At 48.0% G+C, this 15,893-nt stretch carries 10 protein-coding genes; 8 read left to right on the forward strand and 2 right to left on the reverse strand.

The window, feature by feature from the left end:
* Positions 1-17 precede the first annotated feature (17 nt).
* Both ACSQ8O_RS05665 and ACSQ8O_RS05670 read left to right on the forward strand, forming a co-directional pair.
* Positions 18-2,183, forward strand: a complete 2,166-nt coding sequence (locus tag ACSQ8O_RS05665; RefSeq protein WP_436240783.1) for an ATP-binding protein — start codon at positions 18-20, stop codon at positions 2,181-2,183.
* 37 nt (positions 2,184-2,220) lie between these two features.
* Positions 2,221-2,862, forward strand: coding sequence for a response regulator (locus ACSQ8O_RS05670; RefSeq protein ID WP_436240784.1), 642 nt, complete (start codon positions 2,221-2,223; stop codon positions 2,860-2,862).
* Between the two features lie 50 nt (positions 2,863-2,912).
* Here ACSQ8O_RS05670 and ACSQ8O_RS05675 read toward each other — a convergent pair whose 3' ends face one another.
* On the reverse strand, positions 2,913-4,559 hold the full coding sequence (locus ACSQ8O_RS05675) for a hypothetical protein (protein ID WP_436240785.1): 1,647 nt from the start codon (positions 4,557-4,559) through the stop codon (positions 2,913-2,915).
* A gap of 39 nt (positions 4,560-4,598) precedes the next feature.
* Complete coding sequence (locus ACSQ8O_RS05680; RefSeq protein WP_436240786.1) at positions 4,599-4,985, reverse strand: DUF4280 domain-containing protein; 387 nt, start codon at positions 4,983-4,985, stop codon at positions 4,599-4,601.
* Between the two features lie 225 nt (positions 4,986-5,210).
* On the opposite strand from ACSQ8O_RS05680, the gene ACSQ8O_RS05685 reads away from it, so the two are divergent.
* Genes ACSQ8O_RS05685 through ACSQ8O_RS05710 form a run of 6 tightly spaced genes read left to right on the forward strand, consistent with a single transcriptional unit; the run spans position 5,211 to position 15,891 of the window.
* Positions 5,211-8,675, forward strand: a complete 3,465-nt coding sequence (locus ACSQ8O_RS05685) for a stalk domain-containing protein (protein WP_436241949.1) — start codon at positions 5,211-5,213, stop codon at positions 8,673-8,675.
* Between the two features lie 16 nt (positions 8,676-8,691).
* On the forward strand, positions 8,692-11,460 hold the full coding sequence (locus tag ACSQ8O_RS05690; protein WP_436240787.1) for an adenylate/guanylate cyclase domain-containing protein: 2,769 nt from the start codon (positions 8,692-8,694) through the stop codon (positions 11,458-11,460).
* Between the two features lie 52 nt (positions 11,461-11,512).
* The gene (locus ACSQ8O_RS05695; protein ID WP_056617842.1) at positions 11,513-12,016 is read left to right on the forward strand and encodes a GNAT family N-acetyltransferase; all 504 of its coding nucleotides are present in this window, start codon (positions 11,513-11,515) and stop codon (positions 12,014-12,016) included.
* A 30-nt stretch (positions 12,017-12,046) separates the two neighbouring features.
* Positions 12,047-15,109 carry an MFS transporter gene (locus tag ACSQ8O_RS05700; RefSeq protein WP_436240788.1) on the forward strand — a complete coding sequence of 1,021 codons (3,063 nt, stop codon included), beginning with the start codon at positions 12,047-12,049 and terminating at the stop codon, positions 15,107-15,109.
* Positions 15,110-15,121: 12 nt separating this feature from the next.
* Positions 15,122-15,559 carry an ATP-binding protein gene (locus tag ACSQ8O_RS05705; protein WP_436240789.1) on the forward strand — a complete coding sequence of 146 codons (438 nt, stop codon included), beginning with the start codon at positions 15,122-15,124 and terminating at the stop codon, positions 15,557-15,559.
* On the forward strand, positions 15,556-15,891 hold the full coding sequence (locus ACSQ8O_RS05710; protein WP_436240790.1) for an STAS domain-containing protein: 336 nt from the start codon (positions 15,556-15,558) through the stop codon (positions 15,889-15,891). Before ACSQ8O_RS05705 ends, ACSQ8O_RS05710 begins: the two co-directional genes overlap by 4 nt.
* Positions 15,892-15,893 lie beyond the last annotated feature (2 nt).

Below are 15,893 nucleotides of genomic sequence, written 5' to 3' on the forward strand. Positions count from 1 at the left end.
AGAAAGAATGGCGGTGTATGAAGATGTTACATCTGAGCAAAGCAGGTACTTCGAAAATTGTTAACAATCGGCAAGTAGTGTGGTCGATGCGGATTGCGCAGCTTTTTGTACTCAGCTTCAGTCTAATGACAGCTACGCTATATGTAAGTTTGATTCCACAGTACTACAAAGTACTGGTAGGGAAATGTATCCTGCAAGGCTGCGGTAATCTCGTTCCTGCCATGCCTTTACCGGCAAATGGGTTTAGCTTGGAGCAATTTGGACTGTTATTCGTACTCATTGATGTTTTGTTTACATTCGTTTTTTATATGACATCGGCGATCGTGCTTTGGAAAGGATTCCAGGAACCAATGGGGCTGGTGGCAGTCGTCGCGATGGTGTCTTTCGGATCATCGTTTCCATCGTTGGTCATGGCGGCTTCCGAAGGAACTGTTTTTACACATTATTGGTTCTTAGGTGTCTCCATGCTAAGTTGGGTTTCCTTATCCTTATTTCTCTTGCTATTTCCGAATGGCAAATTCGTACCCAATTGGTCGCGTTACGTTTTTATACTCATTATGATCGTGGATGTGATGACGCTCGTTTATGAAGGGCAGATGTGGGAAGAGTTTCATATCCCGCCTATATTCCAGTTACTCTGGTATGGCTCATCCACGCTTATTTTGATCTATTCCCAAGTCTATCGGTATCGAAATAGGGCTACTGCTGCCGAGCGGCAACAAACGAAATGGGTTGTTTATGGAGCTTCCATTGGCATTGTTGGATTCATTGGCATGAGTGCGTTGTTTGACCCTAGTCTTAATGATGGAACAGCGATGACTTATGTGTATTTGAACGGCGTATTGAATGCCTCCCTTACGGCTATTCCCATTACATTAATGTTCGCCGTACTGCGGCAAAGACTGTGGAACATTGATCCGCTGGTCAAACGAACCCTGGTTTATATATCTTTGTCAGTTTCCATTGTGCTCATTTATACAGTGACCGTTTTATATTTAAGCCGTGTATTTCAAACTCAGGATCATTATGTCGCTTCGTTACTGGCAACCGGGGTTGTGGCGGTAGCTTTCGCTCCTCTGAAAGAATGGTTGCAACGGCAAATAAATCGGCTGATGAAAGGGCGCCACGACGATCCTTACACGGTGCTGCTTGAGCTAGGCAATCAGTTGATTCAACCTCAGGATCCAGATGCCATGCTGCATGCTGTAGTAAGAACGGTGAAGGATGCGCTGCGAATTCCATATACGGCAATCTATACCGGTATCGGCGGACAGACGACATTAGTGGCTTCGGCTGGCAGCCTGCTGTATGAGCAACATGTCCTGCCGATTATTCATCGCGGTATAGAACTGGGAACGTTGCACATTGCCAGCCGATCAGCAGGGGAAGTATTTACGGCGGAAGACAATAAATTTTTGGATGTTCTCCTCAGGCAAGCTGGTCCGATTGTGGAGAATTGGCATATGACGCAGGGGATGAAGCTGCTAGCACAGGATTTGCAGGAGTCTAGGGAAAAGCTGGTGTTAGCGCGGGAAGAAGAGCGCCTGTACATTCGTAATAATTTGCACGATGATTTGGCGCCTAAGCTGGCCGCCCTTGCGCTGAATGCAGCGACTGCTCAGACTTATGTCGAGAAACAGCCTAAAGTAGCGATTGACATGCTGGCGGACTTGCGTAAAGTCATCCGCTCAACGGTGGATGAAATTCGCACACTGGTTCATGACCTGCGTCCCCCAACACTGGATGAGCTTGGGCTAATCGGGGCTATACAGGAACGGATTACCCTCCTGTCTAAGCCTGCGGTAATGCTTGCAGGGGAGAAGGGCGCTGAAGCGCTGAACATTGGGCTACATGCTCCTGGGCCGCTGCCTTCCCTTCCAGCAGCTGTTGAAGTAGCGGTGTATCGAATTGTCACGGAGGCTTTAGTGAATGTCGTAAAACACACGAATGCTACCTCCTGTACGGTACGGCTGGAAGTACCTGAAACCGGTCAGCTTCAGGTAGAAATTAGAGATAATGGATCACACTTTGCTCCTTTGTCAGTCAATCCAGTTGCTGGGGGGAAAAGCGGGATCGGGCTGGTTTCCATGCGGGAAAGGGCGGCTGAATTGGGGGGGCACTGCAACATTGACCGGCCAGCAGGCGGAGGGACCAGGGTTTTGGCGGTCATTCCCTTGTCTTGAACGTAGTTTAAATCGGTGTAGAGGAGAATGACAGACGATGAAAATAATGATAGCAGATGATCATCCGATATTTCGAAGCGGTGTCCGAAATTTGCTTCAAACCACGGAAGATTTGATCGTCGTTGGAGAAGCGGCGTCTGGAGATGAAGTTTTGAGGCTCGTGGAACAATGTCAGCCTGATTTGATATTAATGGACATTCGAATGCCAGGGCTCAATGGGATTGAAGCGACCCGGTTAGTCAAAGAGAAATATCCGCACATCCATGTGCTAATTCTCACCATGTTCCGTGACGATCAATCGGTCTTTACCGCCATGCGTGTTGGAGCCAAAGGCTATGTGCTTAAAGACGCTGACGAAATTGAGCTGCTTCAGTCTGTCCGCATAGTTGGTAATGGCGGCGCCGTGTTCAGTTCTGATATTGCGGCACGCATGATGCATTTCTTCTCGGAACCGAGAACACTCAATCCCTCGGAACATCCGGCACTATCTGAACTGTCCAAGCGTGAAATGGAGATTCTGGAGCGGATTGCTGAAGGTCACACCAATGCCCAGATCGGCACACGTCTAAATATCAGTGCCAAAACCGTTGCCAACTACGTTTCAATGATTTTGAATAAACTGCAAGTTGAGGACCGCAATGGAGCGAGCAGGATCCTGCAAGATTTTCGTGAGGGTTAATAGTGTTGTAATAAAAAAGCCTCAGCCACGGAAACCATGGCTAGAGGCTTTTATTTCGTCGAACTCACCTGTAACAGGTGAGCTTCTTTGGTTTTATTGAAATGGGTGAAGGTGAACACATAATCACCCTTAAAGTAACTGTTCTTATACGCGCCAGCACCTGCGCCAACTTCCAATTCCATCACGCTGTAGCCTGCATCGTTCGGCTCGTTCAGCTTCTTGAACGTCTCGATGCCTGGCTGCAGCAAAGCTAGAGGCTTCGAGCCCCAGATGCTAAGCGACGTAACGACCGCTTCCTTCGGGTTGGTCTTCGACGGCTCTACCAGCAGCGACAGCTGGTAGGCCGGGTAGCTCAGCAGCAGCTTCACGCCTGCTGCCACGCTAGCTCCCGCGCCTGCCGCATCGGCAGGCGGCGAAGCAACATCGGAGGCGTCTGCGACCGCCGCCTCCTGGCCCGCGAGCATGACGCTGTCATCCTGCAGCGTCACTTCCGCTGGTTTGCCCAGCAAGTCTTCGACTTTCTTGCTGGACAAACCGATGAAGCCCTGCAGGCTGACAGCGCCGCCTGCCCAGAAGCTCCGCAGCAGCGGCGCGCCGTCTGCGTCAAACAACGTGCCAAGGCCGTCATAGACGCTCGCCTTGAAATCCCCTTTGTAGACGAGTTTACCTAACTCGTCATACGCTTCTCCGGCGCCGGTCAGGGCGCCGCTCTGGAACGCGCCCTTGAGGCGCGGTACACCTTTTTCATCAAAAGAGGTGCCCTCGCCGTTATATAAACCTACAAGAAATTGACCTTTATACTTCATCATGCCGCTAGGGTAGAACTCCGTGCCTTCGCCTGAGTAGCTGCCATTTTTGAAGCCGCCTTCGTACATGAGAATACCCTTCGCATCAAAAAGCTTGCCAGCCCCATTATACAAACTTGCGGAGAATTCTCCTTCATATTGGGTGATGCCTCCCGAGGAGAAGAGCTTGCCAGCGCCATTATACATGCCGCCATTGAAGGCTCCTTCATAAAGCAGGTCACCGCTGGGTACAAACAATTTGCCAGCCCCGCCGAATTTGCCATTTTGAAACTCACCGATATAGATGACTCTCTGCTTCTCATCGTACAGCGCGCCAGGGCCGTTATAGACATCAGCCGTGAAGGCGCCTTTATACGTCAGGTGTCCTTGCTCATCATAGAGAGCGCCGTTCCCATTTTTGAGGCCTTTTTCATAATCGCCTTCGTATGCGAGAATGCCGTTGTCATGGTAAAGCTTACCTTTACCAGAATAAAGACCATCTACCAAATCGCCAACATAGCGGGCTTCTTTTTTGTCTTTTTTGGGATCAGCAACAATTTTACCACTCCCCGAGAAGCTGCCCAGTTTAGGTGAGTTTTCCTGAAGCACGGGGACACGGTTAAGCCATTTGTTTACGATCGCAGGCGGGCGTATGAAGATGAAGTAAGCTAGAACGAGCAGGAATAATAGGATGAAAATAAGCAGTCTTTTGGAGATGTAGTAGGAGCCGATCAAAACGTAGTTTTTTAAAGAGGATTCACGCGTTTGTAACATGGTTCGCATGATTTGCTGAAATTTAATAATCGCTAGCTTAGGCAGCCTTCCGACGGTCAGGATGGCTTTCATTATATGTCCGATGAAAGGTGCTACGATAGGCTTTAGCACTTTCTCAATCGTTTTAATCGGCTCCAATGCTCTCACTCCTTATTTCAATTGTAAAAAAGAAAGAATTTATGGGACCTGAATCGTCATCTGACCAGGCTGTTGAACGGAAATAACGCCGCCCCAGTTACACATGCATTTGGAGCTATTGTTGAGCGCGGGCATATTCGCGACAAGGACAGTTGGGGCTCCGGGTACCCAAGGGGCTGCTGTGACTGGGATGCAAGGCATCGGGGTCAAAACGCCAAAAGCCGCAGCGGTTGCTGCTGCCACCATCGGATTAGATGGGGAATTGCACATCCCAAACGGCAGTATATTCACCATGGGCTTATTATCCATAATGTTGGCAATTGGCATCGCAGTCATGACCATATTTGCAGGAAGCACCATTAACGAGCTGGGTGCGGCACCGAACGTGCATTGCAGCATCGCACCGCCGCATACGATATTCCCCATGATACAAGCCCCTTCCTTGAAATTATTTCCCGTGCAATAATTCGGCAAAATGTGCTTTCATCTTTCTTTTATACTACTAGAAAAGGTTATATGCGGCAATCTAATCCTATATTCGCTAGATTTCGCTATTTTTCTCCAAAGAATGGATGCGAGAGTGGTAGAGATATTGTACTATAAAGAGAGAGAAGTACGTGAGCGGAGGGGTTTGTTCTGAATGGTTTGAATATGGTGAAAATAGGGCTCGTAAGTCTACTTGCGACATCCTCAATCCTGACGGCAAGTGCACGGGTGGAAGCTGCCGGGGTTAAGGCTTTGACCATGCAGGATGCGATTAAACAAGGGCTCCAGAAGAGTCCACAGCTGCGCGATGCCAGAACGGATGTCCTGAAGAAAAGAATCGAGCTGGAACAAGCGCAGCATACGGTTAACAATGAGGAAGCCAAAGCTGCCGGATTATTCGCCAGGCCCCATAATTTAAGCCAGGATATTGGTACACGAATGAAGGTGCCAGATGCCAGATCGCAGTTGTATTTGGCCCAGGAAACCTTGCGGCAGCAAGGGGATTCAGCTCGATATGAGATCGAGAAAAGCTATTTAACCGCTTATCAAGATGCTGTGGCGGAGGAACGTTCTCGCAAGAAAGTGGAGGAAGCCAAAACATCCGTCGACACGGTCCTTAAGAAGCGGAAATTCGGTCTCGCAGATGCGGCTGAACAGGACAAAGTGGACAAAGCACTAGAGAAGGCATCCTCTGACTACAAACAGGCACAATTGACGGCGAAGTCTAGTCGTTTGGCACTAGGTAAATTACTGCAGCTGGATATGGAAAGTAAAGTAGAGCTTTCGTTTCAACCGGATTACGCGGATTTGAATGAGAAAATGCTGCCTACCTATCTAGCTATGGGACAGAAGACAACATTAAGCCTGTTAAGAGATACGGAGGCTCGTCGTTTGGCGGATGAAAAGCTGAACACGACTCGTAATTTATATAGCAATAAATTTGGCCCGGCTCGCATGAGGGTGATGGATGGGTTATTTAAAGAGCAAGAAATCGATATGGAGCTTTTTCAAGCAAGCTATGATGAAACACTTGGGCGAGTGAAAGAGGATTGGCAGGGCTTTTTTATGCTGCTCGGGTTCATTCCCATTCCGAAGTCACTGCTGCAAGGTGAATTTGATGGGCTGCGCTATTTGGATGACCTGACGAATGCTTTACCACTTGCAACCATGGAGCAGAACAAGGCTCAGCTGCAGGAAAAAGAAAGCCGAAATGCTGTAATTGCAGCTGTACGTCAATCTTTCTTGGAAGCTAAGGGAGCGGAAGAAGCTTATGCGCAAGCATTGCGTGATAAGGATAATGCGGTATCCAATTTAGCGAAGGCGAACCAAAAGCTGAAGCTCAGCTTGATGAAATCAGAGGAGCTTCAAACCTATAAAGATGCAGTTGATCAGGCAGATCAACAAATTGTGGCAGCGCAAATTGCCTATAAATTAGCACTTGGCAAGCTCGATCTTGGAACAGGTGGAGCGGTGAATCGTACGCTTCGAGAAGGGATTTTGCCGTATCGTGATCTCGATGATGGGTTGTCGCCGATGAAACCGCAGAAACCGAAAGCGCCATTGGGTACTTGGAAGCTGAAACCTGCGGTTGGACAGTTGCTTAGCGATTTCAGCATAAATGTAAGCAAGAAACTGGGAGCAACGGACTACGCCGTATTTACCAAAGACGGTAAACGCGTTGGGAAGCGGACGAAAATCAATAAGTCGTTGCGGAATTTAACGCTAAAATTCAGTCAAATTGATCAGCTTAAGGTCGTGCTCTATAAAAAAGGAGAAGTCATTCAGACGCTGCCGCTTGACGGAAAAGGAAGTACAGGGCAGTTAGTTGCAGCTAGCACTGAGAACGGCGTGACTTCCGGAGACGCAAGCGGGAGTGCTGGTGCGGACGGAAGTACGGGTCCGAATGGACAAGCAGGAAGTGATGGCAGTACTGGAAACAATGGGAATAACGGAAACTCGGGAAATACAGGAAATAACGGGAATCAAGGAAATGCTGGAAGTAATGGCGGCAAAGGAAATGCAGATACTGGTGGCGCCAATGGTGTTGGCGGTGGAGACGGTTCTGCTGATGGAAGCGGAACCGGTGACAACGCCGAGAATGCTGGGCAGGGTGAAGACTCTGACGGTGAGGACCAAGGCTTAGGAACGGTCATTATCGGCTCGTACAAAGTGAAGCTAGAAGCGTTAACGCCTGCGGCTTTTAATGCGGCTACCGCTACAATGGCATCATCGGGACAAGGGATGGTGTATCAATCAGATACGCCAGGAGCTCCTTGGGTTGGTATGGATGATGTTTTAGATCCTAGCGCACTAACAGATCCACCGAGCTCTGCAGTTCTTTCCCAAAAGGCCGTGGATGCGATGAAAGTGACCGTTGAAATCAAGGAGCCAGGCACGATTGCCTCCCTTGAGACACCTGAACAGCTTCAAGGGAAAATAGATACGCTAAAACAAGACATAGAGAAACTAGAAGCGGCCAAAACTGCCGCTGTTGCCGCCATGAAGCACAGCGAGATCGCAGATCTCGCTGTGCAGATCAAGGACGCGCAGGCCCAGCTCGGCATGTTGGAGGCGCTGCTCAAAGGCGACACCAAAGCCGCGCTCTCGCAGATGGCGCTCGTGAACAACCCGGACGCGCTGATCGCAGCGCTGTCCGAGGAAGCGTCGCCGGCCGAGCCGGGCGATGGCTCTACAGGCACAGGCGGCGACGGCACCCCCGCCGCCACTGATGGCCAGGCCAGCGAGGATCAGCTGGCCTCTCAAGCCGCGCTCCAGCAGCAGAAGCTGGAGCAAGCCCTCGCCGCCGGCGAGCCGGAAGCCGCTGCAGCCTTGCTGCAGCAGCTTCTCGCGACGCAGGCGCAGCTCGCGGATGCGGAGTCGGGCGCATCCGAGGGTCTGGCTTTGCTCGCAGCAGCGAAGCAGAAACTGCTGGCTGCGCTGAGCGCAGCGCAGGCGCAGCAGGACACGGAGCGGGTGGCGACGCTGACCCGCTCGATCGAGGCCGTCGAGGCAGCGAAGCTGTCGACGCAGAAGGCCGCGCTGTTCGCGAAGCTGGACGCGGTACAGGCTTTGCTGGCGGAACTGCCAACAAATGAGGCCGTACAAGCGAAGCTGGAACAGCAGGTAGAGAAGCTGCTGGGTGAGCTTCAACAGCAGGAGAAGTTGAAGTACGCACCAGAGGAGCTGCAGGAACTTGCAGCAGCAGCCGATAGCTTGGCGAGTATAACTTCTATCCCTGCTTCTGCTGACCTTGCTGAGGTTCCTGTCACGATTCAACCTCTTTCGGCAGAAAACGTGCTTTCTTCCAATATTTCTATCAAATTTGCCGCTCCGCCTGTTATAATAAATGGACAAGCCTATTTACCTATTAGATCCGTTTCGGAATCGTTTGGAGCGGCGGTAGATTGGGATCCGGAGAGCTTTACAGTCACGGTGAGCACGGAATATACAACCATTACAAGCTCTATTAATCAAGTTACGGCTTACATAGATGGACAGCCTGTCGTGATAGATGGACCATCCTTGCTGCTAGATGGTAGGACCTATGTGCCATTAAGATTCATTTCCGAGTCCTTAGGCCTAGGTGTCGACTGGAACGCAGCTATGCAAATCATTCAGATTACATATTAAGAGGAGATTACAAGCGATGAAGAAATCGATTGCGGCATTGCTGCTCGTCTTGCTGCTACTGGGTGCTGCAGGTACTTACCTGGGCACACACCAAGATAGCATCCAGCTGTGGCCATGGAAAAAAAGCATGCCTTTCGACGGATTATCGAAGGCCATCTCAGACTCGCAGAATAACTTATTCGTCATCGATAACGCCAAGAAAACGATACATAAACTGGATGCCCAAGGCATTCTTCAATTCTCCATTACGAGTGAAACGGGGAAGAATGGTGAAGTCTATCGTTTTAACGATATGGCGGTTGATGATCAGGGCTATTTATATACGATTCGTACCTTATTAGATCCCTATGGGATTGCTGTTAAATCCGAACAAATTGTGCGCTATAAACCAGATGGTGAGTTTGATCGCAGCCTATTCACTCAGGAATATGGCGACGCTCAGGTTAAGAGATATCGACTTGGCTCCTTGCGCAATGTACAGGTACATGAGGGTAAGGTGTACTTTTTCAATGATGAAGTGAAGAAGTTATCTTTATACGAAACACCAGTTGGCAACAGTACAACCACTGAGCCTAAGTTAACGTATTCGATTACGCTCCCAGACAATAAATACGTGTCAGAAGCAGACGGATTTAAGCCAGGTGAAATTTATTATTCCACGCGAAGCGGTGAAATTTATCGTGCTTGGAGCGAAGGTCGATCCGAACTGGTTTATCCGCTGCCTGGGATAGATCGCACACGACGCAACTTCCCAGAGAGCTTCCACTTGGATCATCAGGGACGGTTGATTTTCATTGATTTTAACTCGCGTATGATTACAAGGCTGGATCCGAAACAACCTTATGTATTAGAGGGGATTGTTAACGACGAGAAGGCCAAAGCGAGTGGCGTGGAGCTTGCTTTTGACGCGACTACGAGCAGTATTGGTCCTGATGGCAGTCTTATTATCGTAGAGTCAGCTCAAATTAATCGCCGACTTCCCGATGGTACGATTACGCCTTCCTTAGTTGAAGCGGAATTTAGTCGGTCTGCTCAAAACCATGCAATCCTGGTATGGTCGATTGCCGTAGCATTCATTTTGCTAGTGCTATATGCCATCAAAATCATATTCGTTAACATCCTGAAGAGACGCTTGCCGCTTATGGTGAAGCAAATCTTCATTCTCATTCCTGTCATTGCTTTCTCGATGATTCTTCTCTCTACCGTCATTTACAACAGTTTCTCTAAGAAAATGGAAGAAGAGACGTTTAGTGAGCTAATCTTACTTGCCAAAAACGGGCAAAACCTTGTTGATGGTGACAAATTGGAAAGCCTCACATCCCCTTTAGATTATGGAGGGACCACGTATCAATCTTTCCGCAAGAAGATTCAATCTGTTTTTGAAAACAATGCGCGGGATGATAATCAAGGCTTTTATAAGGCTGTATACAAATACGAAGATGGCGTCATTTATCGCATTCTAGAAGACGATGATGGCATGCATATGTTTAATCCTTTCCAACAAACGCCAGAGAACCAACAAGTAGTGCTGGAAGGTAAGACGGCAACAGGACAATGGGAGGATTTCTCTGGAGAATGGCGCTATGCCATTGCACCTATTTTTAATTCCTCGGGTAAAATTGTCGGTGTTTTCGAAACAAGTAAGAACTTAGACGGCTTGCTGAAGCATCGTCAATCGGTTCTAAATTCGATTATTCGCAATATCGCTTTTATCTCGATAGGTTTGCTGCTTGTGCTTGTGCTCATGACGTATGTTCTTCTATCTTCTATTTGGAAGCTTCGCAACAGTGTCGGTGAAATTGCGAAAGGGAACTGGGATACTGTCGTTAAAATTAATACACGGGATGAAGTGTCGGACCTGGGCGACAGTGTGAACATCATGGCTGCGCGTATTCGAGATTATATCACTAAGGTTGAGAATTTCAGTCAATCCTACTATCGATTCGTTCCGCAGCAGTTTCTGCGCTTCTTGAACAAAGAAAGCATTCTAGATGTTGAGCTTGGGGATCAAGTGGAGCAGCACATGTCCATTCTCATTTTTAACATCCGAGGATTTTATCAATTATCCAAGAGGCTGACGCCAGAAGAAAACTTTAATTTCGTCAATTCGTTTCTCAAACGATTCGGTCCGTATGTCCGCAAGCATGAAGGGCTTATGAATAAGTATTTGGGCGCAGGTTTTATGGCTTTATTCCCGAATCAGACAGATGAAGCGCTGCTCGCTTGTGTGGAGATGCGGAAGGAGCTAGATATCTACAACTCGCATAGATTGAGTGTAGGTTATTCACCGCTTGATTTCGGAATCGGTTTACATAAAGGACCTCTCCGCCTTGGCATTATTGGGGAGGAACAACGGTTGGAAGGCAATGTTATCTCTGACGGAGTGAACCTAGCGACCATGCTGGAGAAGATGACGGAACCGCTAGGATCATCCATTCTGATCACAGATTCCGTGGTAAAAGCCCTGGAAAAACCGAAGGATTTCCTCTATCGAGATCTTGGTTTAATTCAAGTGGATGGTGTGAAAGAGCCTCTGCACTTGTTCGATGTTTATCAAGGTGATGCAGAAACGATCCGTGCTTTGAAAGAGAAGACGAAAGCCTTGTTCGAGCAAGCTGTTACGTATTATCAGGTTGGACGGTTCTACGATGCACGTGAAGCGTTCTTGATGGTTATTAAACAGAATCGTCAAGATAAAGCGGCCCAATTGTATTTCTATATGTGCGATGAATATTTCCAAAAAGGTACGACTGGTGAATGGAATGGTACATTATCCGTTTCTTAAGATGATGCTTACAAAGCTAGTTTTCTGACGAAAACTTTAAGGAGATTGTGAGATGCAAGTAAGTAATTGGACTGTGCATGAATTAACCAATGAGAAAGATGCGTTACGGATTACAGATTTCTATCTATCACCTGTGTCTTTCGATGATCAACGTCATACACCAGGTGAGTTGGAACATTTCCGTCATGCACCAATGCTTAGTTTAACTCAGCGCAATCACCGGCATTGGTATATAGAGAATGAGACGGGTGATATTATCGCCGTGACGAGTTGCAAAGAAAATGAGCACCAATCCGGCGGATTTCTCTGGGATTACTTAGCTGTTCACCGCGAATATCGACGACATGGATTTGCAAAGGTGTTATTTCAAGCGCTAGAAACGTTTGCCCGTTCTGCAGAAGGACGTTACATTTTGACATACACGTGTGATTTACCGGAATACCTCCCCATTCAAAAGATGTTCAAAGCTAATGGTTTCGAACTCATTGGTACATATCCGAATTATTATTATGAAGGTGAAGCTAGACTAGCGTTTTATAAACCACTGTCCCCTTGACAGATAGACTAATAGATTGGACCTGATGATATGCAAGGAACCTTAAAAGGGTGGATAGGGCTGCGCACAGAAGACAGTCGTAAGCTTTGGATGATGCTGCCGATCTTTTACTTTAGCGGAATTGCGGAATCCTTAAATTACACGGCGTTCATGGCACTTTTTAATCAGCGCTTCGGCGTGCAATATTTGCCCTATATTTATATGGTAGAAGCTGCTATCATGCCGCTCGAAGGCTGGCTCTTAGCCAAACTGGCGAACCGACTCCCGAAGGCTAAGATGATGACGACGCTCTATCTTATTATGATAGGACTTCTCTTCCTGAATGGTGTTGTACTCCTGGGATTTAAGCTGGGCGGCATCGACTATCGCTACTACTATCCAATTCTGTTTCTCTCTTCTAACTTTGTTGTAAGGCAGCTAACCTTGCTCTTGTGGAGTACAGCGTTTGACTTGTGTCCTACTCAACAGGCGAAGCGACTAATGCCCGTTTTTATCGCTGCTACAACGACGGGTGGCATTACCGCAGGCTTGTTGGCCCATCAGCTTGGAAAACTACTTGGCACGGAAGCCGTGTATGCACTCGCGCCAATTCTTATGGTGTTCGGCTTCGTCTTCTTCCGAAGGGCACTCATGCGGTATTTAGTTCCGCTAACCCTGAAGGAAGATAAGAGACTGAATAGGGCCCAGCCTGTCTCCCTCACTGATGACGAAGCGAAACAGCCAACTTCGGGCTACTATGCGAAGCAGATGCTGCGAAGTCCCTTCCTCCTGTGTGCGGTTGCTCTAATGACACTGATGCCGGCTGTTTATTTTATGATGGAGTATCAATATTTCACGGCTGCTGAATATAAGTTCTCTAATGAGGGAGATTTGACCTCGTTTTATGGCTTAATCACAGCGATTCAATTTACGTTCTGCTTATTGTTACAAACGGTATCTACGCGCTTAATGAACTGGTTAGGCGCCAGTAATATATTATTAGGCATCACGATCATCTTCTTCAGCGGCTTCGGCCTCACAGCATTATTCATGAATCAGTCGCTCGGATTGGTCATGGTTTCCGGATCCTATGCGGTGTTTTATATTTTGCTGTACTACATTGCAGAGCCTTGTTATCAGCTTTTCTTCAAAATGATGCCAATCTCCAAAAGGGATGGCTATCGTTATTTCGCGCAAGGGGTTGCAGCTTCTGGCGGTATTCTCATTGGCTCGCTCTTCTCTATGCTGTACTCGTTTGGTCTCCTTCAACTATCGCCTCTGGCATGGTTAGGCGTGGTGATTGCAGGAATTCTAGTCGTTGTAGCTTGGTTCGGCCGCCATTTGTATATTCGTGAATTGGTCAAAAGTGTTCAATCCCTTCACGGTGACTTATCAGAAATCGCGAGCTCTTTTATCGGGGGCATTCGCAGCTCCAAAGCGTTATCGGCTATCCTAGCCTATCTGAAGCATCCGAATGATTACGTGCGAGAACTAGCTCTAGAAATTATTGGTAAAGCCAAAGATTCCGCGTTCTTGCCGCATTTGATCCAAATGATTGGGGAAGAGAGCTCGCGGATTCGCATTGCGGTATTACGTGCGATGAACTTGCAGGGTGCCACGATTCAAGACCTCGTGCAGGTCGCATCCTTCCTGGAGGATGAGGATCCAGAGGTTCGCGCTGAGTGCGTGAAGTTGATTTCAAAGGCTTCGCATCTGAAAAGTCAGTCCCATTTCTTTATCCGTGTAAAGCTGTTGGATACGCATCCGAAGGTCGTACATGAGGGCGTCAAAGCCCTGTACGCCCTAGAAAGTGAAGAAAGCTACGCGGCTTGCGACGAAGCCATTATCAAAATGCTAGATACCGGCGGCGAATGGGCCGTATATGGCTGCCATACCGTAGCTGATTTGAAACTGAATACGTACACGGCTTGGGTCGTTTCGTTACTCGATGAGGAGCGTCCTGCCGTGAAGGTAGCAGCTGCGCATTGTATCGGTAAGCTTCAGCATGTGGAAAGCATCCCAATGATGCTAGGTATGGTGTCTATGGCAGATCAAGAGCTGCGCAAAGCCATTCTGCAAGCATTTGTGGATATGGGTGATAAAGCACTGCCGATCTTGCTGAAGTATAGTCACCATCCGAATCCATTCATTTGGAATGCCGTTGTAACCACACTCGCTGAGCTATTGGATGAAGGTAGACTGCATTCACTGCTCGTTGAACTGTGTGCGCAGCGTCTGCAAGCATCAACGCAAGAGCGTGCATTGCCTGCTGCGTTAGAGAAGCTTGGCCTGACAGGATTAGCGGAATTGGCGAAGGAACGATGTGGAGAGCTGCATGAGGCACTCATTGATGGAGCATGGGCAGTCATGGCTAAACTCGTCGATGAGCGAATCATTATGACGCTGCGTGAAGCCATTCAAGACGAGAACATTGAACTTCGTGAGAATGGTTTAGAGGTCCTTGCGGAGGGGCTCGGCGATCGTAAATTGGCTTATGCGTTGTTAGACCAGTTAAAGCAACAAGGTGTGACAGATGTTATGGAGGAAATACAGCCGCTGGGGCTGCTGCAAGAAGCTACAACATGGTCAGATAGCTGGCTCAAGGATATTTCCATCTACGCACTAAGCGCATTGGAGCGTGCAGATATGAAAGAAGACCGTAAATTTTTAACAATGCTGGATAAAGTAATTTTCTTGAAGCAAGTCAGCTTATTCGCGGATTTGTCGGTTGATGAATTAGGGTTAATTGCGGGGATTGCGACGGAAGAAGTGCACGAGGATTTAACTTACTTATTGCGGCGGGGAGAATCGAACGCTGCCATGTATCTCCTTATTGAAGGGCATGTTGAATTAAGCAATGAGACGGGTGTCGGTGAGACATCGACGATTGGCGTTTTGGGACCTAAGCAAGCGGTTGGTGAAACGACTGCGTTAGATGGCTCCCCGTCATCGGTTACTGCACAGGTCATTTTTGATGAGGTACGTGTCCTTACCTTACAAGGGGAGAGCTTGTCTCGCTTAGTGAGGTTATATCCGGAGATAGGGATCGGGATGCTTCACGCGTCAAGTGCAAGAGTACGATTGCTTGAAAACATGCTGTTGAAAATGTCGTAGGAGTGATCGCCCTTGGGTATTGAGTCCATCGTATTGCGCAACGATTTACAAGAGCTAGAGCGTCTAGCTGCCTTTATCCAAGGCATATCAGGATCCCTCGGCATGGATGAGAAGTCTCTGTTTCAAATCAATTTGGTCTGCGATGAGTTAGTAACAAACATTATTTTATACGGCTACCCATCTGCTCAAAATGGGATGCATACGATTCGCCTTGATGTTGGGCAAACGCCCGATGGTTGGGAGCTTTGTCTGAGCGATCGGGGAATTCCTTTTAATCCACTGCTCAAATCCAGCCCCCGCACCGACCAGAGCATTGAAGAACGAGGGATCGGGGGACTTGGTATCCACTTTGTCCGGCAAGTTATGGATGAACTTCGATATGAGCGTTTGAATGAGGAGAATGTGCTGCTAATGAGAAAAAATCGGATCCAAGAGGAGGGTGTTTCATGAATATTACCGAGCAGGTGCAAGGTGACATTGTGCTAGTGAGCTTACAGGGCAGATTGGATGGAAATACATCCGCAAGCTTGGAATCGGCGTTCGCTAAGCTAGTGGAGCAAGGTAATGGCAAGTTCGTATTTAATCTGCAAGGATTGGATTATGTCAGCAGTGCAGGACTAAGAAGCTTGCTATCCGCTGCCAAAATGGTCAAAGTCATTCAAGGCAAGCTAGCGCTAGCTCGTATGAATGACCAAGTGAAGGAAGTTTTTGATATGTCGGGCTTTAGCAGCATTTTCAAGCTATATGAGACGGAAGATGAAGCGGTTAACGCCATTAAATAAAG

The sequence above is a fragment of the Paenibacillus sp. LjRoot56 genome (assembly GCF_964253335.1).
GTDB lineage: Bacteria > Bacillota > Bacilli > Paenibacillales > NBRC-103111 > Paenibacillus_E > Paenibacillus_E allorhizoplanae.